This is a genomic window from Allobosea sp. TND4EK4 (assembly GCF_900156025.1).
In the GTDB taxonomy this organism is placed as follows: domain Bacteria; phylum Pseudomonadota; class Alphaproteobacteria; order Rhizobiales; family Beijerinckiaceae; genus Allobosea.
In genome coordinates, this window is record NZ_FTMO01000002.1 from 377,299 (window position 1) to 399,076 (window position 21,778).

The following is a 21,778-nucleotide window of genomic DNA, read 5'->3' on the forward strand; positions in this document are numbered from 1 at the left end:
AACAGACCAGCGCAGCCCCGGCCTGTCACCCTTCCCGCACAGCCGCGCCTGCCACCACCTCCTCGCGCAGAGCCCGCCGCAGCACCTTGCCGACATTGGTCTTCGGCAACGTCTCGCGGAAGAAGATCTGCTTGGGCACCTTGTAGCCGGTGAGGTTCTCCCTGCAGTAGGCCCGCAGCTCGTCGCTCGTCAGCGTGGCGTCCTTGCGTACGACGAAGGCCGCGACGACCTCGCCGGAATGCTCGTCCGGCAGGCCGATCACCGCCGCTTCGCGCACGCCCGGATGCGAGGCCAGCACGTCCTCCACCTCGTTGGGGTAGACGTTGAAGCCGGAGACCAGCACCATGTCCTTCATCCGGTCGACGAGCTTGATCTGCCCGTCCGGCAGCATGATGCCGACATCGCCGCTGCGGAAATACCCGTCCGGGGTCATCGACTTCGCCGTCTCGTCCGGCCGGTTCCAGTAGCCGGCCATGACCTGCGGGCCCCGGATGCAGACCTCCCCGGCCTCGCCCATCGGCAGGTCGTTGCCTTCCGCGTCGCGGATCGCGATCTCGGTCGAGGGAATCGGATAGCCGATCGTGCCGGTGAACTCGGAAATGTCGGGCCGGTTGATCGTCGCGATCGGCGAGGTCTCGGAGAGGCCGTAGCCCTCGATGATCGGCTTGCCGGTGACCGCCTTCCACTGCCTCGCGGTGGCGGCCTGCGTCGCCATGCCGCCGGCCACCGCGAAGCGCATCTCGCCGAAATCGACCGAGCCGATCTCGGCATGGTTGGCGAGCGCGCTGTAGAGCGTGTTGACGCCGGAGAACAGCGTGAAGCGACTGCCCTTCAGCATCTTCACGAAGCCGCCGATGTCGCGCGGATTGGCGATCAGCAGGCTTTTCGCGCCGATCCGGAGCAGGAACATGCAGCAGCAGGTCAGCGCGAAGATGTGGTAGAGCGGCAGGGCCGTGACCATCACATGCTGGTAGTCGGGCCGGCCCTGCGGGGATTCCAGCACCCATTCCAGCCAGAACCCGGCCTGCTGGACATTGGCGGCGACATTGCGGTGCGTCAGCGTCGCGCCCTTCGCCACGCCGGTGGTGCCGCCGGTATATTGCAGGAAGGCGACGTCCTCGGGAGCCACCGTGACCGGGGTCATCGGGCCGCGGCCACGCAGGAGCGTACCGAGCGGGATCGATCCGGGCAGGTCGAACGGCTTCACCGCCTTCTTCACATGGCGCGAGACGAAATTCACGATGGTGCCCTTGAAGCCCATCAGGTCGCCGGGCGTCGCGATGACGATCCGGTCGAGGGTCAGATGAGGCTTCGCCTCCTCGACGACATGCGCGAAGTTCTCGATCACCACCAGGATGCGCGCGCCGGAATCGTTGACCTGGTGGGTGAGTTCGCGCGCCGTGTAGAGCGGGTTGACGTTGACGACGGTGAAGCCGCCCAGCAGCGTTCCGAAGATCGTCACCGGATAGGCCAGGATGTTCGGCATCATCAGCGCGACGCGGTCGCCCTTCTTCAGGCCCTGCGCCTGAAGCCACGCCGCGAAAGCCTCGGCCGCGCGGAGGGTCTCGGCGAAGGTGATCGCCTTCCCGAAGCTCTCGAAAGCCGGCCGCTCCGCATAGGTGCGGCAGGCCGAGCCGATGAGATCGACCAGCGTGCCGATCTTCGCCTCATCGAGCGTCGGCGGCACCGCCGGCGGATAATGCGCCAGCCACGGATGCTGGTCGCGCTGCTGGGCCTGCAAGACGTTGCTCGCCATGTTCCCTCCAGTGGCCTTGGCTTTCCGCCAGAGGGCGGCGCCGGCCGTTCTTTTGCCGTCGTCAGAGTGCGGAACCACGCGAAAGAGCGCAAGCACCCGAACGCAACCTAACGGTTTAGATATAAACTGTTTTGACGGCGGGGTGGCAAGCCCTCTGGGCAAAGGGCGCGTCGGAAGCATCCGGAATGGGTCCCGGGTCTGCGCGGAGTTTATCCCTGGGCCGATCGCAGATCGGACCCGAGGGCTTCGCCCGGGATGACGCGCGCTCTGGGAGAAGCTGAGAGAGCGTGCACCGAAAGCCCCGTCCGGCTGTCGCCGCGGGGTTTCGGATGGGGCGATCCCAAGGGGATGCGCGGGGTTAAGGGCGGCGCGCGGTTTTGGCCGCGTGCCGATGTCGATGTCGAGTGTCGAAGTCGATGCGGCGCCTGCCGGCCCCGCCCGAAACCCCGCGCGCGGTTGTCTTGTGAGGTTGTTCGCCAGGGCGAAACCGGGCCTGCCTGTTCGGCCCGGCGGCGAGAACCCCTCCGGATCAAGGCCACCCGCATGATGGCGCAAAACCCGAAACACCGCATCCAGCCCGGCCGCACGATGCCTCGCGAAGCCCCCTTGGTCGGGCGGGACGGACGCGAGGATAAATGCGCTGCGGGGAGCGGGGATAAGTTCCGGCGCGCATTTTTGCGGGTCGGCTATGGGTCGACAGCGAAACGAAGGGTATGCTTCCGTTCGGATATGCTGACACTCGACCATCTCACCGTGATCGCCCCGAACCTGGATGAAGGCGTGCGGCACGTTCGCGCGTGCCTCGACCTCGATGTCCCCTTCGGCCAACGCCATGTCGGCATGGGCTCCTGCAATCATCTTCTTCAACTTGGGGGTTCAATCTATTTGGAAATCGTGGCGCTCGACCCCGATGCCGATCCGCGTGAAACGGCGCGCTGGTTCGGCCTGAACGACCCCAAAAAGGTCAGGCGTGAATGGGACGCCGGACAACGTTTGCGGGGCTGGGTCGCCAGAGTCGACCGTATGGACGAAGTGCTCGGGGGACGTGAGGCCGTCTTCGGCAGGAAGGTCGCCCTGCCCGCCGCTGATCCTTCGTTCGATTTCGCAATCCCCGAAGACGGCTCGCTGCCCCTGGACGGGGCCGTTCCCTCCTTGATCGACCGGCGAGGCAAGGCTAGGTCCATGGCAAATATCGCCGACCTGGGCGCGCGGCTGAAAACCTTCTCGCTCGAACATCCCGACGCCGACGCGATCTCCATCCGGCTGAAGGAGATCGGCCTCGATCCGATGCTGACGATCCGACAGGGCCCGGAATTCCGCTATCGGGCCCATGTCGAGACTCCTGCGGGTTTGAAGGAGCTTTCTTGACCCGCGAGACGGCCGGTTTTGGGCTGCAACCATACCTCGACCTTCCGTCCTGAAGCCGACGCCGCATCCGACCATTCAGGCGTGATCGTGCTGATGATGTAGGTCGGGATAGTGCGGATGGGTGTGCGTCAGGGGCTCGTGTCGGTGCCAGTGCGAGTGCGGCTCCGTGACAGGTCCGTCGTGATGATGCTGGTGGTGCTCGTCGTGGACGTGGACGTGCTCGTGCTCCATCACGTTATGGACGTGCTCATGCTCGTGCCGCTCCGCGAGGTGCAGCCATAGCCCCGCTCCCATCAGCAGACCGGCCGCGACAAGCTGCATTGTCACTGGCTCGTGCAGCAGCGTGACGGCGATCATCGCGCCGATGAAGGGAGCAAGCGAGAAATAGGCCCCGGTGCGCGCCGCGCCGAGGTGACGCAGCGCCAGCACGAACAGGACGAGACTCACCCCAACGCCCAGGAAGCCGACCACGGCCGCCACACCGACCGTCGCCACAGGTGGCACGGACGCGCCCAGCAGCAGCGCTATAGCGACGTTCACGCTGCCCGCCGTCAGCCCCTTGATGGTGGCCGTCACCACCGGATCAGCTGAGGACAGCTTGCGCGTCAGGTTATTGTCGATGCCCCAGGCCAGACAGGCCGCCGCGATGAGAGCCGCCCCTGCATCAAGGCGCACGCCTCCTCCTTCCCACGACAAAACGACTGCGCCCGTGAGGATGGCGAAGGCTCCCAGAAGCAGCCGCCGATCCACGTTCTCCCGGAAGACCACCCAGGCAATAAGCATGGTCGCCAACCCTTCGAGGTTGAGCAGCAGCGATCCGGAAGCAGCAGAGGTGTGCGAGAGCCCCAGCATCAGCAGAAGTGGCCCAGCTAGTCCGCCGAACAGCACCACGGCCGCCAGCCACGGCAGATCATGACGACGCAGGGGAGCCTCCGGAGCCGGGATGCCGAGTGCAGCCCGGCTACCATGCACGACCGCCAGACCAACGCCTGCACCAAGGTAGAGCACCCCGGCGAGCAGTTGCGGGGACAACTCACCGAGCAACAGCTTGGCGAACGGGGCCGAGGCCCCGAATAGGACGGCCGAAACGAGCGCCAGCGGCACTCCTGGCCAGAGATGCGAATGGGCGTGTTTCATCGCGCGACTTTAGCAGGGTTTCATCAGGGGCCTGAGAGCGGACCTCCCGAATTTCTGCAGTGGGCCGGTAGCAGACCTCAGCGGAGCAAGTTCAGCTTCCATATGCCTCGGGCCAGAAGCCAGTCCTCAGCGGGGTTGATCGCCGCCCGCCCTTAACTAGCGCCTTGACGCTCCGGCTCGATCGCGACGTATTAGTCCCAGCCCCGGATGCCTATCTTCACCTACCTGAACTGCACCGAATTCGGCTTCAGCCTTCGCCTTCGACTATGCCAAAATCAACGAACCCTTCAGGACAATAAGTTCTGAGAAAGCGGTCTTTTCAGGAACGTAGCTTCATATGCATGAGCAATTGAGATAAGCGATCCATCTCTTTGACCCCGAATAAAGTATTCCTTAAATTCATACCTATTGTTAGATGGCGAGGGAACAAAAAATTGGACTTTTTAGTATAATATTTAAAGTTTTCTCGATTTTCATTATAATCAATATCAATTCCTATTCTTTTTCCAAATAGAAATTCTTTGGAATGTTTTCCAAGTAAATTGAAATTCAAAATCGATACAATGGATAAAAACCTGTAATCATATACGAACTCGACTTCATCAGGTCTATACCTTTGAAAAAAGGGCCTATGTCGTTTTCTTTTTAGGTAAAAGTAATTCGGATAAGATATATTAACAGATCTTGATGTAATTATATAGTATATTGTGCGTGAAACTAATAAGCTATGCAGTAAATTAGCTACAATATATATTGTAGCGAAATTAATGACGTTGCCGTAATTTTTTACATCGAAAATCTTAATGAATGCGATGAATGCAATATACAGCAATAATCTATGAAAATTAGCCGATATGACGAATCGCGTCGGCTCCGGATTGAAGTGCTCTATGTAACCATTGCTGAAATCTTTTCGTTTTGCCATCGACTAACACTCAAAGGTGATAGTTTTATATTTTCTAATGCTGCTTTAAGAATCGGTCTAAGCTGCCTCAACTAAATTATTGTCGGTAATGGTGACGGAAAGCCGGTCGGTGAGAGGGGTGTGTGCCTCATTCCCGATCAGCATGCTCCAAACCACGACGACTTCCATCTGCTTTCCCTACGAAGCTGGGGTGCGGTGCCGCACACTATCAATGGCGGCGGGAATGTCCGCAACGGGCCATTAGCCGAAATTGCCGATTCGAATTAGCCCGCCCTTAAATCGGGGATTGTATGCTCCCCGGGAGGGCTCGTGGCTCGGAGAGGCAATAACGTGGGTATCATTGCCGCTCTGGCTCGATATTTTGGCGTCTTGGGCGGTTTGCTGTTGCTGGTCGCCGTTGCCGTTACAGGCTGCTGGATCACGGCTTTCCCCCGATACACCTTCGGGTATCGCCTTACGGTGAACGTGGAAACACCAGAGGGGTTAAAGACAGGCTCAAGCGTTGTTAGGCTCACGGAGCAAAAGCAGCTAAAATTCGGGGAAAGCACAAGCTGGTCTAGCTCGATCAAAGGAGAGGCGGTTGCGGTTAACCTTGGGCAACGAGGATTTCTTTTCGTTCTGCTTAAGGGCAATCCAATGAAAAACTACGCATCATCGGCTGATGGCATAGCTTTCCACGTTTTTCGAGCGACAGACGGACGCCCCGGCAACATACCTGATGATGCTCCGCGCTACCGCACAGAGAGCCTTTCTGCGCAGCTAAGGCCCGAGCAGATGCCGCTGATGGTACGATTTCGCGATATCTCCGTGCCTGCATCGGTAGAGTCCGTCGATCCACGAGACCTACCGGCAAGTTTTGGTGCTGGGGTGCGTCTACGGGATGTCACGCTGACGACGACGAGCGATCCTGCGACGGAAGTGATCGTCAAGATTTTGCCCTGGCTGATTGGCCCGCACTATAACGGTCACTTGGACGGCGAGAAATACGGCTCCTATCGCCCAGGAACCCCATTCGCGAATTCTCTTACTTCCAGCGATTTCAGGCAGGGTTGGCCGCCGCCAAAGTGAGTCTAGGTCCGCTACGGGCCACCACCCTAACCGCCGAACCGCCGCTACCCTCACAGATTCCGCCGCTCTCCCCGCAGCGTCGAAAGGCCGATGCCGGCCGCGTCGAAGCCGCCATCGACGGCGAGCACCTGCCCGCTGATGTAGCTCGCCTTGTCGGAGCAGAGGAACAGGATGGAATTCGCCAGCTCCTGCTCCAGCCCATAGCGTCCGAGCGGGATGGCGTCGCGGTAATCGGCGCGGATCTCGGCCGAATGGACGGCCTTGGCCATCGCCGTCTCGACCGGCCCCGGCGCCACGGCATTGACGCGGATGCCGAGGCTCGCCAGCTCCACCGCCTGCTGCCTGGTCAGATGCGCCAGCGCCGCCTTCGACGTGCCGTAGGCGACGCGCAGGGTGGAGGCGCGCAGGCCCGAGATCGAGGTGATGTTGACGATGGCGCCGCCGCCCTGGTCGGCCATCAGCGGTGCGGCGAGCTGCGTCGCCAGGAACGGCCCGCCGAGATTGACCGCCAGCACACGCTGCCACTCCTCATAGGTTGTCTCCAGCAGTGGCTTGAACACCGCCGTGCCGGCATTGTTGACCAGCGCGTCGAGACGGCCGAAGCGGGCGACGATCTGGGCGAAGGCGGCCTCGACCTGCTGCGGCAGGGCGATGTCGCAGGTCAGCGCCAGCGCCGACTCGCCCGCGCCAAGCCCGGCCGTCGCCGCCTCCACCGCCGGCCCGTCGATATCGAGCAGCGCGACGCGCCAGCCATCTTCGAGAAACCGCTTCGCTGTCGCGAGCCCGATGCCGCGCGCGGCGCCGGTGACGAGGACGACCTTGGCAGAGGCAGGCATGGAGCGTTTCCCGAGCTGATGTGATACCATTGGCCAGAGGCTTAAATGGCGATCGGCGTGAGGGGCAAGCCGGGTCCCGCGCAGCTTGCCGCCCGCGCTTTGCCGCTCGACAAAGCCCCCCCTCTCCTGTATGGCCGCGCTCTCAACTGAAAACAGCGCGCCGTAACGCCCGCGTGTCCAAACGCGATCACGGCAATGGAGAGACTGATGAACATCATCGAGCAGATCGATGCCGAGCAGATTGCCAAGCTCAGCGAAGGCAAGACCATTCCTCCCTTCCAGCCGGGCGACACCGTCCAGGTGAACGTGAAGGTCAAGGAAGGCGAGCGTTCGCGCGTGCAGGCCTATGAGGGCGTCGTGATCGCCCGCAACGGCGGCGGGCTCAACCAGAGCTTCACCGTCCGCAAGATTTCCTATGGCGAGGGTGTCGAGCGCGTCTTCCCGCTCTTCTCGCCGAACCTCGATTCCATCAAGGTCGTCCGCAAGGGCAAGGTGCGCCGCGCCAAGCTCTATTACCTGCGCGACCGTCGCGGCAAGTCGGCCCGTATCGCCGAGCGCGTCGAGGCTCGTCCGGCCAAGGGCCCCAAGGGCGCGGCCAAGTAAGCTCCGGCATCAGCCGAAGAGATTTCAAACGCGGTCCTTCGGGGCCGCGTTTTTTGTTGGCGTTGACCAAGGGCCGATGGGCCTCCGAGGGAACGGCTTTGGCCGGACCTAGACCGTGCCGATTTTTCGAGGAAACGGGGTGTCATCCCGGACAAGCTGCGGAGCGGCGCCGCTCCGGGATCCATCATGGAGTTGCGGAGCTCTCCGATGGATCCCGGGGCAAGCCCAGGATGACGGCATGGTTCCGAGAACCAGCATGCTCTCGGATCATGCCAGGCCGGCAAGTCTCTCCAGCAGCAACGCCACGTCGCCGGCATTCTGGTAGAGGCCGAAGCCGACGCGCAGGCGGTCGCCGCGCAGATCCACCGTGATGCCCGCTTGCGCCAGGCGCTCATGCCAGGCCGGCGCATCCGCATGGCGGAACGTCAGGAAATTCCCCCGCGCCGGCTGCGAGAGCGGCAGCACCAGATGCCCGGGCGCGAGGATGCCGCAGGGCCTTTGCGTGATCCCGGCGACAAAGAGCTCCTGCAGGGCCAGGGCATGGCCATGGATCGCCGGCACGTCGAGCCCTTGCCCGTCGAGCCAGTCGAACACCGCCGCCATGCGATAGAGCCCCGAGGGGTCGAAGGTGGCGCCCATGAACCGCCAGCCGCCCGGCGCATAGCCGATCTCGCCTTGCGGCCCCGCCAGCGCGCCGAAGGAGGCGTACCAGCCGGTATCGCGCGGCCTCGGCGCGAAGCCCGGCGGGCAGTGCAGGAAGCAGGCGCCCTCCCCCGCCATCGCGTATTTATAGCCGCCGGCGAGATAGAACGCCTTGTCGGCAATGGCGGAGAGGTCCGTCGGCCGGGCCATGAAGCCGTGATAGCCATCGATGACGACGAGGCGGCCGGGCGCGGAGACGGCTTCGACGAGGGCGTCCAGATCGGTCAGCGCATGGCCCGAATTGAACTGCACCTGGCTGAGAAAGACCATGTCGGGCGCGCCGGCCTTGGCCGCCTCGGCGATGCGCCCTGGCAGCGTGTCGAAAGGCTCCGCCGGGACGACCGTCAGCGCCACCAGCCCCTCCTCGGCCAGCCGCTCGATCTGGCGGCGGAAGGAATGGAATTCGGCATCGCTGGTCAGGATGCGCGGCGTGCGCCCCCGCGGCAGGCAGGAGATCAGCCGGTTGACGAACTCATGGGTGTTGTTGGCGGGAACGAGGCCGTCGGTGCCCGGCAGGTTGAGGCGCCTGGCGATGCCGGTCGCGGCCTTCGTCCAGACCGGCCCCAGCACCTCCTCCCATTTGCCGTCGACGAGGCGGGCCGCATCGTCCCAGCAGCGAAGCTGGGCCTCGCGGGTCACGTCCGGCCAGAAATGGTGGCTGTGCGCGGCAAAATGCAGCTGCGCGGGCCAGTTCTGCCGAAACTGCGAGAAGGCGGCGGTGAGGTCCAGCGCCGCCGCTCCCGGCAGGCCGCCTCCGGTCGAGATCGCATCGCTTTGCATCGCCGCTCGCCCCGAACCTTGCCCGCGCCTCAAAATACTTTAAGCTTAAAATAATTGGCGCCGACCTTTCGTCAAGGCGCCGCGTCGGAGCAGCGCGATGGAACGCGAAACGGGCGAGCAAGGCAGCCGGATCGAGGCTGGCATGCAGACCGATTTCAAGGAGCGGATGGATTACGGCTCCTATCTCGGGCTCGACATGCTGCTCGCCGCCCAGAAGCCGCTCAGCGACGCCCCTGACGAACTGCTCTTCATCACCATCCACCAGGTGCAGGAGCTCTGGCTGAAGCTCGCGGCCCATGAGCTCGACGGCGCCATGGCGGCGATCCGGTCAGACCAGTTGCAGCCGGCCTTCAAGTCGCTGGCCCGCGTCTCGCGCATCCAGTCGCAGCTCGTCGCCGCCTGGGACGTGCTCTCGACCATGACGCCGGCCGATTACCTCGCCTTCCGCGACACGCTCGGCCAGTCCTCGGGCTTCCAGTCCTACCAGTACCGCGCGCTGGAATTCCGGCTCGGCGCCAAGGACCCGCGGATGATGGCGATGCATCGCCACCATCCCGAGCATCACGCCCATCTCGAGACGCTCCTCCACGCGCCGAGCCTCTATGACGAGGCGCTGCGCCTGCTGGCGCGCCGCGGCCTGCCGGTCCCGGCCGACTGCATCGAGCGCGACTGGAGCGTGCCGCATGCCGCGAACGAGGCCGTGAAGGCCGCCTGGCTCTCGATCTACCGCGACACGAAAACCCATTTCGATCTCTACGAACTCGCCGAGGAGCTGGTCGATGTCGAGGACCAGTTCCAGCAATGGCGCTTCCGCCACATGAAGACGGTGGAGCGCATCATCGGCTTCAAGACCGGCACCGGCGGGTCCAGCGGCGTCAGGTTCCTGCGCACGGCGCTGGAGCGCTCCTTCTTCCCCGAGCTCTGGCAGTTGCGCAGCGAGCTGTGACGGCCTCGGGCCCTGCATCGCTGCGATGCGACGGTTGCGCCTGCGCCGATTGTCGCGCCTCTTTGGAACTGCTACACGCTGGGCCATGACGCCATGCGTGCATCCGTTCCAGCGCTTCTGCGCCGTGCAGGGAGAGGGCCATCTGCCCCCTCTGCCGACGACGCAGGATTTCGTCGCGCTGCATGACCATGCCCGCCTGCCCTGGCGCTTTTTCGGCCGCTTTACCGCCTCGATTGCCGCAGGCCTTACCGGCGCCTGAGACCGGCCGCTTCGCGCGGCCGGCGACAGGCGATCCGTGACATCGAGCCGGCCCTGCCGGATTTCTCGCTTTCAAGAATCAATTCATGCAGACCGAGACGAAGCCATGACTGCGACCTCCGCGCCCCGTACCCTCTACGACAAGATCTTCGACGACCACGTCGTCGACCGGCAGGATGACGGCACCTGCCTGCTCTATATCGACCGCCACCTCGTCCATGAGGTGACGAGCCCGCAGGCCTTCGAGGGCCTGCGCATGACGGGCCGCAAGGTCCGCAGCCCTGAGAAGACGCTCGCCGTCGTCGACCACAACATCCAGACGACCGACCGCTCCAAGGGCATCCAGGAAGAGGAAAGCCGCATCCAGGTCGAGGCGTTGGCCCGGAACGCGAAGGACTTCGGCGTCGAGTATTTCCACGAGCTCGACAAGCGCCAGGGCATCGTCCACATCGTCGGCCCCGAGCAGGGCTTCACCCTGCCCGGCACCACCATCGTCTGCGGCGACTCGCACACCTCGACCCATGGCGCCTTCGGCGCCCTCGCCCACGGCATCGGCACCTCGGAGGTCGAGCATGTGCTGGCGACCCAGACGCTGATCCAGAAGAAGGCGATGAACATGCTCGTCCAGGTGGACGGCACGCCCGCGCCCGGCGTCGGCGCCAAGGACATCACGCTCGCCATCATCGGCGAGATCGGCACCGCCGGCGGCACCGGCTCGGTGATCGAATATGCCGGCGAGGCCATTCGCGGCCTATCCATGGAAGGCCGCATGACGGTCTGCAACATGTCGATCGAGGGCGGTGCCCGCGCCGGCATGGTCGCCCCGGACGAGAAGTCCTTCGCCTATCTCAAGGGCCGCCCCAAGGCGCCGCAGGGCGCCGCCTGGGACGCCGCCGTCCGCTATTGGGAGACGCTGCGCACCGACGAGGGCGCGCATTTCGACCGCATCGTGAAGCTCGACGCCGGCAACCTGCCGCCGATCGTCTCCTGGGGCACGAGCCCTGAGGACGTCATCTCGGTGCTGGGCGCGGTGCCCGATCCGGAGCTGATCGCGGACGAGGTCAAGCGCGCCTCCAAGAAGCGCGCGCTCGAGTATATGGGCCTCACCGCCGGCACGAAGATGACCGAGATCCCGCTCGACGTGATCTGGATCGGCTCCTGCACCAATGGCCGCATCGAGGATCTGCGCACCGTCGCGAAGATCGTCGAAGGCAAGAAGCTCCATGAGAGCCTCGACTACGGCATGATCGTCCCCGGCTCCGGCCTGGTGAAGGAACAGGCCGAGGCCGAAGGCCTCGACAAGATCTTCATCGCCGCCGGCTTCGAATGGCGCGAGCCCGGCTGCTCGATGTGCCTCGGCATGAACCCCGACCAGCTCAAGCCCGGCCAGCGCGCAGCCTCCACCTCGAACCGCAATTTCGAGGGCCGGCAGGGCTTCAAGGGCAGGACGCATCTCGTCTCGCCCGCCATGGCGGCGGCGGCGGCCCTGACCGGCCACTTCGTCGACGTGCGCACGCTGGGCTGACGCGAAGACGCGGGGAGAACGCCATGTCGAACGATCCCCGCGACTCCGCCCGCGCCGCCGAGGCCAAAGACGCGCTGGCACGCGTCAAGCGTGACAGCGAGACCATGCTCGGCTCGTCGATGGGCCGGGCGGCCGATCACTTCGCCGGCGCGGACGCGCCGGAGAACGACCGGATCGAGCTCTGGGGCCGGCGCATCGGCCGCGGGCTTTCGCTGCTCGGCGTGGTCGTGCTCGGCTGGTGGCTCGGCCATCAGCTCAAATTCTGGTGACGCGATGGAGGCCTCGGTGACACCGGCCGCAGACATCGACTGGGATGGCGCGAAGGCGCCGTCGCTGGAGGCGTTCGAGGTTCTGGCGCAAGCGGCCTTCGACCGCCTGCCGGACGAATTCCGCGCGCTCTGCGCCGATGTGATCTTCAGCGTCACCGAATTTCCCGAGGACGACGTCCTCAAGGAGCTGGAGGCGGAAAGCCCCTTCGACCTGCTCGGCCTGTTCTCGGGCGTCGGCCTGCCGCAACAGGGCTTCGGACCGCAGACCGGCCAGATGCCGAACACCATCCACCTCTATCGCCGGCCGATCCTCGACTACTGGGCGGAGCACGACGAGAGCCTCGGCTCCATCGTCACCCACGTCATGGTCCACGAGATCGGCCACCATTTCGGCTTCTCCGACGAGGATATGGAAGCCATCGAACAGGCGGCCGGCTGAGCCGGCCTCAAGCAAGGACGAGAACCATGCAGCCCTTCACCACCCTGACCTCCACCCCCGCCCCGCTGAAGGTGGTCAATGTCGACACCGACATGATCATCCCCAAGCAGTATCTGAAGACGATCAAGCGTACCGGCCTCGGCACCGCGCTGTTCTCGGAGATGCGCTACAAGGAGGACGGCTCGGAGAACCCGGATTTCGTGCTGAACCAGCCGGCCTATCGCAAGGCGGAAATCCTTGTCGCCGGCGACAATTTCGGCTGCGGCTCCTCGCGTGAGCATGCCCCCTGGGCGCTGCTCGACTTCGGCATCCGCTGCGTGATCTCGACCAGCTTCGCCGACATTTTCTACAACAACTGCTTCAAGAACGGCATCCTGCCGATCAAGGTCACGCCCGAGCAGCTCGACATGCTGTTCGACGACGCCGAGCGCGGCTCCAACGCCACGCTGACGATCGACCTCGAGAACCAGACCATCAAGGGTCCGGACGGCGGCGAGATCCATTTCGAGCTCGACCCGTTCCGCAAGCACTGCCTGATGAACGGTCTCGACGATATCGGCCTGACCATGGAGAAGGCCACGAAGATCGAGGCGTTCGAAGAGAAGCTCAAGCAGCGCGAATGGGCTTGAGGCGCGAGGACGCGCTGCAGACTTTGCTCGGAGCCACCTGGTCATCCCGGGCCTGACCCGGGATGACCAGATCGTCGTGAGGCCGCAGAGGGCTCACACCACCAGCCCCTGGCGGGGCGCAGCAGCCGGCGGAGCGACAGCCATCGCCTGCGGTGACGCGGCTGAGAAAACCCGCTCGCCACGACGTCCTCGGTTCCAGCCACGGGCGAAAGCCTCCGCTGTGAGCGGCGGCAGGATCGGCGTGATCGTGACGATGGCGAAAAGCCGAAGCCGTTCATGACAGTTGCGTCAGTCGGCGCCGATCGCCGCCTTCAGACCACCACCGTGATCGTCTCGGCCGCCCGCGTCAGGCCGGTATAGAGCCAGCGCGCCCGGTGTTCGCGGAAGGCGAAGCTCTCGTCGAACAGCACCACGTCGTCCCATTGCGAGCCCTGCGACTTATGCACGGTCAGCGCATAGCCGAAGGTGAACTCGTCGGTGTGCTTGCGCAGCTCCCAGGGAATCTCCTCCTCGGTGCCGTCGAAGAAGTTCGGCAGCACCGAGACCTTCACCGCCTTGCCCTTGGCATCGTCCTCCGGGGTCACCCGCATGGTGACGAGCCCCTTCTTCGAGGTCTTGATCTCCTGCACGATCCAGGAGCCGCCATTGAGCAGCCCCTTGCTCTTGTCGTTGCGCAGGCAGACCAGCTTTTCGCCTGCCACCGGATTGGTTTCGGTGCGGCCCATGAGCTGGCGGATGCGGGCATTGTAGTTGCGCCGCGTCTTGTTCATCCCGACGAGCACCTGGCCGGCGCCCATCACGATCTCCGGATTGACCTCGGCCCGTCGGATCACCCGGCTCGGCCCGTACTCGCCGAGTTCGAGCCGGCCACCCTCGCGCACGATCATCGACATCCGCACGATCGGGTTGTCCGCCGCCTGGCGGTGGACCTCGGTCAGCATCACGTCGGGCTCCTGCTCGGTGAAGAAGCCACCGCCCTTCACCGGGGGCAGCTGCGCCGGGTCGCCCAGCACCAGCACGGGCGTGCCGAAGGAGAGAAGGTCCCGCCCCAGCTCCTCATCGACCATCGAGCACTCGTCGATGACGATGAGCTTGGCCTTTGCGGCCGTGCTCTCGCGGTTGAGGACGAAGGTCGGGCTTTCCTCGTCGACGCCGCGAGAACGGTAGATCAGCGAATGGATCGTCTGCGCCTCGGCGGCGCCCTTGTTGCGCAGGACGAGCGCGGCCTTGCCGGTATAGGCGGCGAAGACGACGTCTCCGTCCACCGCCTCGGCGATATGGCGCGCGAGCGTGGTCTTGCCCGTGCCGGCATAGCCGAACAGGCGGAAAACCTGCGGCGAGCCGGCCTGCAGCCAGCGCGCCACGGCCGACAGGGCTCCATCCTGCTGGACCGACCAGCTCATCGGAAGATCATGCGAAGGGACATGCCGCAGATGGGGCCGAGTCGCGCGCCGAAGGCAAGACCACAGGAGACATCGGCGGCGGCCGCGCGCCTCAGGCGGCGCGCAATCTCGCGACGAAGGCGCCGGCCTCCGTCTGGAGCGCCGCGATCCGCTGCACCAGATCGCGCGCGCTGAGCGCACCCATATCCGCCTGGGTGACCGACTGCATGTTGGCTTCCGCGATCTCGGCCATGGCGATCGCCGCCGTGCCGGTGACGTCGGAGATGCGCGAGACGGTGTCGCCCAGCGAGCCGAGCAGCTTCGCGTTGGAGCCGACCATGGTGGTGATCTCCGTCGCCGCCTGCTCGACATTGCCGATGCCGGCGCCGATTGTCGAGATCGCCGTCGCGGCCTGCGACAGCGCGTCGTCCACCTGCGCAATGCGCCGCTGCACCACCGAGGCGGCCTGTGCCGTCTGCCCGGCCAACGTCTTGACCTCGGCCGCCACCACCGCGAAGCCCCGGCCGTGGACCCCGGCCCGCGCCGCCTCGATCGCCGCGTTCAGCGCCAGCAGATTGGTCTGGCGGGCCACCTCCTCGATCATCGCGATCACCTCGCGGATCTGGCCGGCCTTGTTCGTCAGTTGCTCGACCAGCGCGTGGGTGCCGCTCGCCTGCTGCGTTGCCGCGCTGGCAAGGGTCGAAACCCGTTCGACCTCGGCGCTGATCTGCCCGACCACGAACTCCATCTGCAGGGCGGCCTCGGCCGTGCGGTTGGCATCCGCGCCCGCACCGTTGACGGAGGCCGCGGCGATGTCGGAGCTTTTCGAGACCTGGGTCACCCGCACCGCGGCGTCCTGCAGCGCCGCGCGAAGCGTCTCGCTGGACTCGCCGATCTCGGCGAGCAGGACACCGAGCCTGGACTGGAACTCGTCGGCGATGCGGGCCAGCTCGCGGCTGCGGGATTGCTGATGGTCGCGCGCCAGCTCCGCCTCGGTCTCCCGCGTCACCAGCGTCGCGCGGGTTTCGCTGAGCTGCCGGACGGTCCGTGCGAGTTCGCCGATCTCGTCCGAGCGCCCGCAATACGGCACCTCGATCACCGCGGAGGAAGCGGTCGCCAGGCGGATCGATTGCATGATCGCCCGCAGGGGCCGGGTCAGATGCCGGCGCAGGACGAAGAAGGCGAGCCCCCCCGTGGCAAGCGGCAGAAGCAGTGCCAGGACGAGGATGCGGAAACGCACGCCTTCGGCGCGGCTGGTCGCCAGCGTCGTCGTTGCGAAAGCATCCAGGCCAAGCTGGTCGCGGATCGCCGATGTCGCCGCGATGATCTGCGTTGCGTTCAGTCGGGCTTCCTCCGCCTGCGCTTCGAGCAAGGCGGCCTTCACCGAAACGCGCCGGCCGATATCGACGAGGCCTCGCTGAAAGGCGATGAAGGTCTGGACCCGGGCATTGAGCGTCGGATTCCTCTCGCGCAGCTCAGCCGGCATGGCGCTGATGAACTGGGCACGGGCGGAATCGACGAGCTCGGTGGCTGCATCGATCTGTTCGAGCGCGGCGGTGATCTCGCTGCTCGTGGAATCGGCGTCGAGGCGCGCCAGCAGCGAGGCATGGGCGACGCGGCTTGCGAGCAGCGAGGCCGATCCGGCAAGCGCCATGCTGGAGAAGGCCTGTCGATCGATGCTGCGGACCTCGGCGCCTCCGAGCAGCACGCTCACCAGCCCGGCTGTGGCAGCCAGGCTCAGAGCCGCGAAGAGACACATGATCTTCGCCGTCAGTCCCAGTCGCCGCATCGTCAGTCATAGCCCCCGTCCCGAGGCGTCTTCGCAGAAGCGAACGAACACGAAGTTAATGACGCGACGGCAACATAAGCGAAATCAGTCGATTAGCCGGTTTAGCTGCATGTCGGACAGGTTCCCGCTGGCCTGGGTGGTCATCGCGCCTTGCGAGGCGACCGCCAGCGAGCCGAAAAGCGCGTTCACAGCCTTCGGCCTGGTACAGGGTCAGAGATCGACGCAATGGCCTCGCCGCTCAAGCCCCCGCGCAGCGCATGTCGAGCGCAGCGACGATCCGCTCTCGTGCCCAGCTACTGCGACAGAAACTTGAACGGTTCGGCGGCGACGAACTTGCCCGACACCTCGCCGGCATAGATCGGATGGTTGGTGAGATCGAGACGGGCCGGCTTCGAACCGGCCGCAAGCGTCAGCTTGTCGAGGTCGACCCAGAAGATCGAGGGATTATAGGACGATTCGAAATAATACCGCTTGCTGCTGATGTCGGAAACCGACCGCCAGATGGTGCCTGCGATATTCGGTTTTCCAGCTTCAGCGAGACCAAGCGGCACCGATATGCTGCGGATCAGCGAAAAGGCAGTGGCGATCGCCAGGCGATTATCCTTCTCCTTGGGCGCTGCGTTGAGAGCCCAGTTCGTCCGGACAAATCGATCGGAGGAGTTGATCGTTCCAGGCAGAAAAGACAGGCCGTCGATGTTCTTCCAGTAGGTCGAGATCGCCAGTTGCTCGTCGAAGGGCGGCGAGTTCGTCATCACTCGATATTTCGCACTGTGATGAATGACGAGCTTGCCCTTCACATACTCGAAAATCGCGCTGTCGCCCGTCGCATCCGCGAGGGAGAGATGCCCGCCCGCCGCATTGCCATCCGGCAGCGTCGGCGCGACGATCGCGAAGGGCTCCTTCGACAGCGCATCGACGGCCTCGGCAACGGTGGCGAAGTTATCGAGCGCATACTGCGTCCATGCGCCGATCGACATGAGCGGTTTGCCAGCGGCTTTGGCGTCCCCGTAGTCGGCTTCGGCAAGATAAAGGGTGTTAGCGACCAGGCCGGCGGTATTCATGCCTTCGACGGTGGCCACGTTATAGAACGACGAAATCACGGAACCATATTTCGAGGTCCAGCTCAGCGACCCCTGACCCAGCCCGCCATCCCGCTTCATCCCTTGGGGAAAGGCCCACAGGTCGGTCTTGGGGTCCTCCATCCAGTCCATCGAACGGCCGACGGCGAAGGTTTTGTTCCCCGTCTCATAGATGAAGCGCGTGCAGGCATTGCCTGCAACGCTCCCCAGCGCGATCGCAACGCAGGCGATCGAGCCGATGGCGCGCAGTTTCTTCATGAGACGATCTCCCAGGGGACACCGAAGCCGAATGGCAGGGGCGGATCAGGATTTCAGGAAAGCCATGGTCTGCTTTTCGACCCCTTTCCTGTCACAGCAGGACCTTCCGTTCGGTTAACCGCGAGCAGCAGGGCTCCTTGCCTGCCGCTGCGCATGAGGCGTCTGCAGCCGGCCGGTCGTTGCTCGACGGACGCTTCATCCGGTGCGGCAGGGCCAGCCCCTCGTTATCCGTTCACGCTCCCATATCCGCCCGGCGTCGGCGTGATCACGGTCACTGCCTCGCCCGCCTGCAGCAGCGTCTGGTCGGACGGCTGCAGTTCCTCGACCGCTCCCGACAGCCGCCGCACGAGGGTGCGGCCGAGTTCGCCTGGCTCTCCGCCGGCGGCCCCGAACGGGCGCACCCTGCGGTGGGAGGCCAGGATCGCGCAGTCCATCGTCTCTCGGAAGCGGATGGTGCGGCTGGTGCCGTCGCCGCCGGCCCACTGCCCCTTGCCGCCCGAGCCCTTGCGGATGTGGAAATCCTCGAGCACCACCGGGAAGCGCGTCTCCAGGATTTCAGGATCGGTCAGGCGCGAATTGGTCATGTGGACATGCACGCCCGCCGTGCCGGCAAAGCCCGGCCCCGCCGGCGAGCCGGAACAGATCGTCTCGTAATACTGGTACTGGTCATTGCCGAAGGTCAGGTTGTTCATCGTTCCCTGCGAGGCCGACATCGCCTCCAGCGCGCCGAAGAGCGCATTCGTCACCGCCTGGCTGACCTCGACATTGCCGGCGACGACGGCGGCGGGATAGCGGGGCGACAGCATCGAGCCGTCCGGCACCACGATCCGGATCGGCCGCAGGCAGCCGGCGTTCATCGGGATGGCGTCGTCGACCATGACCCGGAAGACATAGAGCACCGCCGCGCGCGTGACGGGCGCGGGGGCGTTGAAATTGTCCGGGCGCTGCTCGGAGGTGCCGGTGAAATCGACGGTCGCCTCGCGCTTGTCGCGGTCGATGGTGATCTTCACCTTGATCGCGCAGCCCTGGTCCATCGGATAGGTGAATTCGGCATCGTGGAGCTTGGTCAGCAGCCGCGCCACGCTCTCGGCCGCATTGTCCTGCACATGGCCCATATAGGCCTGCACGACGTCGAGCCCGAAGGAGCCGATGATCTTGCGCAGCTCTGCCACGCCCTTCTCGTTGGCCGCGATCTGCGCCTTGAGGTCGTTGACGTTCTGCACGACGTTGCGGACTGGATAGCGCGCCCCGGTCAGCAGCGCGATCAGCGCGTCCTCGCGGAAGCGGCCCTGGTCGACGATCTTGAAGTTGTCGATATAGACGCCCTCCTCCTCGATATTCGTCGCCAGCGGCGACATCGAGCCCGGAGCCGTGCCGCCGACATCGGCGTGGTGGCCGCGGCTCGCCACCCAGAACAGGATGTCCCTGTCCTGCGTGTCGAAGACGGGCGTGCAGACCGTGATGTCGGGCAGATGCGTGCCGCCATTATAGGGCGCATTCAGGCAGTAGACGTCGCCGGGCCTGATCACCGGGTTGTTGGCGATCACCGTCTCCACCGAACGGTCCATCGAGCCCAGATGCACCGGCATGTGAGGGGCATTGGCCACCAATGCCCCGGTCTGGTCGAAGACGGCGCAGGAGAAGTCGAGCCGCTCCTTGATGTTCACCGAATAGGCGGTGTTCTGCAGCGTCACGCCCATCTGCTCGGCGATCGACATGAACAGGTTGTTGAAGATCTCGAGCATCACCGGGTCGGCCCTGGTGCCGATCGCCGCCTGCTGAACGAGCGCCTCGGTCCGCGTCAGGACGAGATGGTCCTTGGCCGTCAGCTTGGCCGCCCAGCCCTGCTCGACGACGACCGTCTGGTTCGGCTCGATGATGATCGCAGGACCGGCAACGCTCTGCCCGGGCGCCAGCGCCTCGCGCTTCACCACCGCCGCATCGTGCCAGACGCCCTTGGCGAAGAAACGGGTCCGCTCCGCGACGGGCGCGTGACCCTCCTGCTCGCTCGCGCTGTCCTCCTCGAACTTCGCGCCGCCGCCGATCGCCTCGACCTCGATCGCCTCGACCACCAGCCCCTTGCTTTCGTCCATGAAGCCGAAGCGGGCCTTGTGGGCAGCCTGGAAGGCCTGCCGCATCGTCCCTTCCGGCCCTGCCGGAACGGCGATGGCCGTATCGGTTCCGGCATAGCGAATATGGGCACGGGTGTGGATCGCGATGTCAGACGCCGAAACGCCCTGCCCCGCGACCTCGGCGCTCGCCTCCGCGATCAGCCCGGCCGCCAGTGCCGCGATCCGGCTCTCGGCCTGCCCATCGACCGGCACGTCCAGCGCCGCCGTCCGCGTCGCGCGGATTTCGGCGAGCCCCATGCCATAGGCCGAGAGAAGCCCCGAGAACGGATGCAGCAGCACGGTCTTGATGCCGAGGGCGTCGGCAACCAGGCAGGCATGCTGCCCGCCCGCGCCGCCGAACGAGTTCAGCGCATAGCGCGTGATGTCGTAGCCGCGCTGCACCGAGATCTTCTTGATCGCCTCGGCCATGTTGGCGACCGCGATCTGGATGAAGCCGTCCGCGACCTCCTCGGGCGAGCGCCCGTCGCCGACCTCGGCTGCCAGCACCGCGAACTTGTTGCGCACGATCTCGACGTCGAGCGCCTCATCCTGCCTCGGCCCGAAGATCGCCGGGAAATAGGACGGGATCAGCTTGCCGACCATGACATTGGCGTCGGTCACCGCCAGCGGCCCGCCCCGCCGATAGGCGGCCGGCCCGGGATTGGCACCGGCCGAATCGGGCCCGACGCGGAAGCGCGCGCCGTCATAATGCAGGATCGAGCCGCCACCGGCCGCGACCGTGTGGATCAGCATCATCGGCGCGCGCATCCGCACACCGGCGACCTCGGTCTCGAAGGCGCGTTCATATTCGCCGTCGAAATGCGCGACGTCGGTCGAGGTGCCGCCCATGTCGAAGCCGATCACCTTGTCGAACCCGGCCGAGCGCCCGGTCTCGGCAAGACCGACCACGCCGCCGGCGGGGCCGGAGAGGATCGCGTCCTTGCCCTGGAACAGCTCGGCGGCGGTCAGCCCGCCCGACGACATCATGAACATCAGCCGCGCCCCCGTGCGGGCGACGTCGAGTTCCTCCGACACCTGCTGCACATAGCGGCCCAGAATCGGCGAGAGATAGGCGTCGACCACGGCGGTATCGCCGCGCCCGACGAGCTTGATCAGCGGCGAAACCTCGTGGCTGACGGAGACCTGCGGGAAGCCGATCTCGCGCGCGATCCGCGCCGCGGCCTGCTCATGCGCCGTGAAGCGGTAGCCATGCATGAAGACGATCGCGACGGCGCGGAAACCCGCCTCGTATTGCGCCTGCAGCGCGGCGCGCAGCACCGTCTCGTCGAGCGCCCGCTCGACGGCGCCGTCGGCCAGCACGCGCTCCTCGACCTCCAGCACATCCTCGTAGAGCTGCTCGGGCTTGATGATCTGCTTGGCGAAGATGTCGGGCCGCGCCTGGTAGCCGATCCGCAGCGCGTCGCGGAAACCCTTCGTCGTGACCAGCAGCGTCCGGTCGCCCTTGCGCTCCAGCAACGCATTGGTCGCGACGGTGGTGCCCATCCGCACCTCGCCGATCGCGTCGGCGGGGATGAGCGCACCCTTGGCGAGACCGAGATGATCGCGGATGCCCTGCACGGCCGCGTCGCGATAAGCGCCGGGATTTTCCGAGAGCAGCTTCCTGGCATGGAGCTTGCCAGAAGGATCGCGTCCGATCACGTCGGTGAAGGTGCCGCCGCGGTCGATCCAGAAATCCCAGCGTGTCGCCGACATGGCCTACCCCATCCAAACCAGCGGGAATTGTCCTCGCTGAGGTTTCATCGATAAATCGTCGATGTTCTGTTGACAAGCCGATTTCGGCCGTTACGATCCCGATTATGGCCGGATAATGGCAGAGGGGCCAACGGCCATGTCGCGGTGACGCGCCGCGAAGGGAGAGCGATATGAGCGAACCGCGCCTGCCCGCTTGCGGGCCAGC

At 65.0% G+C, this 21,778-nt stretch carries 17 protein-coding genes; 9 read left to right on the plus strand and 8 right to left on the minus strand.

What is annotated here, in order from left to right:
- Window positions 1-25: 25 nt before the first annotated feature.
- Window positions 26-1,756: an AMP-binding protein gene (locus tag BW981_RS06785; protein ID WP_076437458.1), complete on the minus strand. Its 1,731-nt coding sequence runs from the start codon at window positions 1,754-1,756 to the stop codon at window positions 26-28.
- A gap of 729 nt (window positions 1,757-2,485) precedes the next feature.
- Between BW981_RS06785 and BW981_RS06790 the strand changes: the two genes are divergently transcribed.
- The gene (locus BW981_RS06790; protein ID WP_076437459.1) at window positions 2,486-3,124 is read left to right on the plus strand and encodes a VOC family protein; all 639 of its coding nucleotides are present in this window, start codon (window positions 2,486-2,488) and stop codon (window positions 3,122-3,124) included.
- Window positions 3,125-3,199: 75 nt separating this feature from the next.
- On the opposite strand, the gene BW981_RS06795 is transcribed toward BW981_RS06790, so the two are convergent.
- Window positions 3,200-4,261, minus strand: coding sequence for a DMT family transporter (locus BW981_RS06795; RefSeq protein ID WP_076437461.1), 1,062 nt, complete (start codon window positions 4,259-4,261; stop codon window positions 3,200-3,202).
- A gap of 1,255 nt (window positions 4,262-5,516) precedes the next feature.
- Between BW981_RS06795 and BW981_RS22490 the strand changes: the two genes are divergently transcribed.
- Window positions 5,517-6,254, plus strand: coding sequence for a hypothetical protein (locus BW981_RS22490; protein ID WP_139333654.1), 738 nt, complete (start codon window positions 5,517-5,519; stop codon window positions 6,252-6,254).
- Between the two features lie 50 nt (window positions 6,255-6,304).
- Here BW981_RS22490 and BW981_RS06800 read toward each other — a convergent pair whose 3' ends face one another.
- Window positions 6,305-7,090 (minus strand): SDR family NAD(P)-dependent oxidoreductase, encoded by a 786-nt coding sequence (locus tag BW981_RS06800; RefSeq protein ID WP_076437463.1) that lies wholly within the window; start codon window positions 7,088-7,090, stop codon window positions 6,305-6,307.
- 207 nt (window positions 7,091-7,297) lie between these two features.
- Here BW981_RS06800 and rplS point away from each other — a divergent pair, with 207 nt between their 5' ends.
- On the plus strand, window positions 7,298-7,693 hold the full coding sequence (gene rplS / locus BW981_RS06805) for a 50S ribosomal protein L19 (RefSeq protein ID WP_076437798.1): 396 nt from the start codon (window positions 7,298-7,300) through the stop codon (window positions 7,691-7,693).
- A 267-nt stretch (window positions 7,694-7,960) separates the two neighbouring features.
- Here rplS and BW981_RS06810 read toward each other — a convergent pair whose 3' ends face one another.
- Window positions 7,961-9,175 (minus strand): aminotransferase class V-fold PLP-dependent enzyme, encoded by a 1,215-nt coding sequence (locus tag BW981_RS06810; RefSeq protein ID WP_139333655.1) that lies wholly within the window; start codon window positions 9,173-9,175, stop codon window positions 7,961-7,963.
- 97 nt (window positions 9,176-9,272) lie between these two features.
- Here BW981_RS06810 and kynA point away from each other — a divergent pair, with 97 nt between their 5' ends.
- The 6 genes from kynA to leuD all read left to right on the plus strand — a co-directional run bounded on the left by kynA (window position 9,273) and on the right by leuD (window position 13,241).
- Complete coding sequence (gene kynA / locus BW981_RS06815) at window positions 9,273-10,121, plus strand: tryptophan 2,3-dioxygenase (RefSeq protein ID WP_076437464.1); 849 nt, start codon at window positions 9,273-9,275, stop codon at window positions 10,119-10,121.
- A gap of 85 nt (window positions 10,122-10,206) precedes the next feature.
- Window positions 10,207-10,380 (plus strand): hypothetical protein, encoded by a 174-nt coding sequence (locus tag BW981_RS23010; RefSeq protein WP_175624065.1) that lies wholly within the window; start codon window positions 10,207-10,209, stop codon window positions 10,378-10,380.
- 105 nt (window positions 10,381-10,485) lie between these two features.
- Window positions 10,486-11,904 (plus strand): 3-isopropylmalate dehydratase large subunit, encoded by a 1,419-nt coding sequence (leuC, locus tag BW981_RS06820; protein ID WP_076437466.1) that lies wholly within the window; start codon window positions 10,486-10,488, stop codon window positions 11,902-11,904.
- A gap of 23 nt (window positions 11,905-11,927) precedes the next feature.
- Entirely contained in the window at window positions 11,928-12,173 is a 246-nt protein-coding gene (locus BW981_RS06825) for a hypothetical protein (protein WP_076437467.1), read from the plus strand.
- Between the two features lie 4 nt (window positions 12,174-12,177).
- Window positions 12,178-12,612, plus strand: a complete 435-nt coding sequence (locus BW981_RS06830; protein ID WP_076437469.1) for a metallopeptidase family protein — start codon at window positions 12,178-12,180, stop codon at window positions 12,610-12,612.
- Between the two features lie 26 nt (window positions 12,613-12,638).
- Window positions 12,639-13,241, plus strand: a complete 603-nt coding sequence (gene leuD / locus BW981_RS06835; protein ID WP_076437470.1) for a 3-isopropylmalate dehydratase small subunit — start codon at window positions 12,639-12,641, stop codon at window positions 13,239-13,241.
- 311 nt (window positions 13,242-13,552) lie between these two features.
- Here the strand turns inward: leuD and BW981_RS06840 are convergent, their stop codons facing one another.
- From BW981_RS06840 to BW981_RS06855, 4 genes are all read right to left on the minus strand, one after another.
- The gene (locus tag BW981_RS06840; protein WP_076437472.1) at window positions 13,553-14,644 is read right to left on the minus strand and encodes an ATP-dependent DNA helicase; all 1,092 of its coding nucleotides are present in this window, start codon (window positions 14,642-14,644) and stop codon (window positions 13,553-13,555) included.
- A 91-nt stretch (window positions 14,645-14,735) separates the two neighbouring features.
- A complete protein-coding gene (locus BW981_RS06845; protein ID WP_175624066.1) occupies window positions 14,736-16,382 on the minus strand; it encodes a methyl-accepting chemotaxis protein in 1,647 nt (548 codons plus the stop codon).
- Window positions 16,383-16,705: 323 nt separating this feature from the next.
- A complete protein-coding gene (locus BW981_RS06850) occupies window positions 16,706-17,749 on the minus strand; it encodes a linear amide C-N hydrolase (RefSeq protein WP_076437475.1) in 1,044 nt (347 codons plus the stop codon).
- Between the two features lie 224 nt (window positions 17,750-17,973).
- Window positions 17,974-21,573 carry a hydantoinase B/oxoprolinase family protein gene (locus BW981_RS06855; protein ID WP_076437477.1) on the minus strand — a complete coding sequence of 1,200 codons (3,600 nt, stop codon included), beginning with the start codon at window positions 21,571-21,573 and terminating at the stop codon, window positions 17,974-17,976.
- Window positions 21,574-21,778 lie beyond the last annotated feature (205 nt).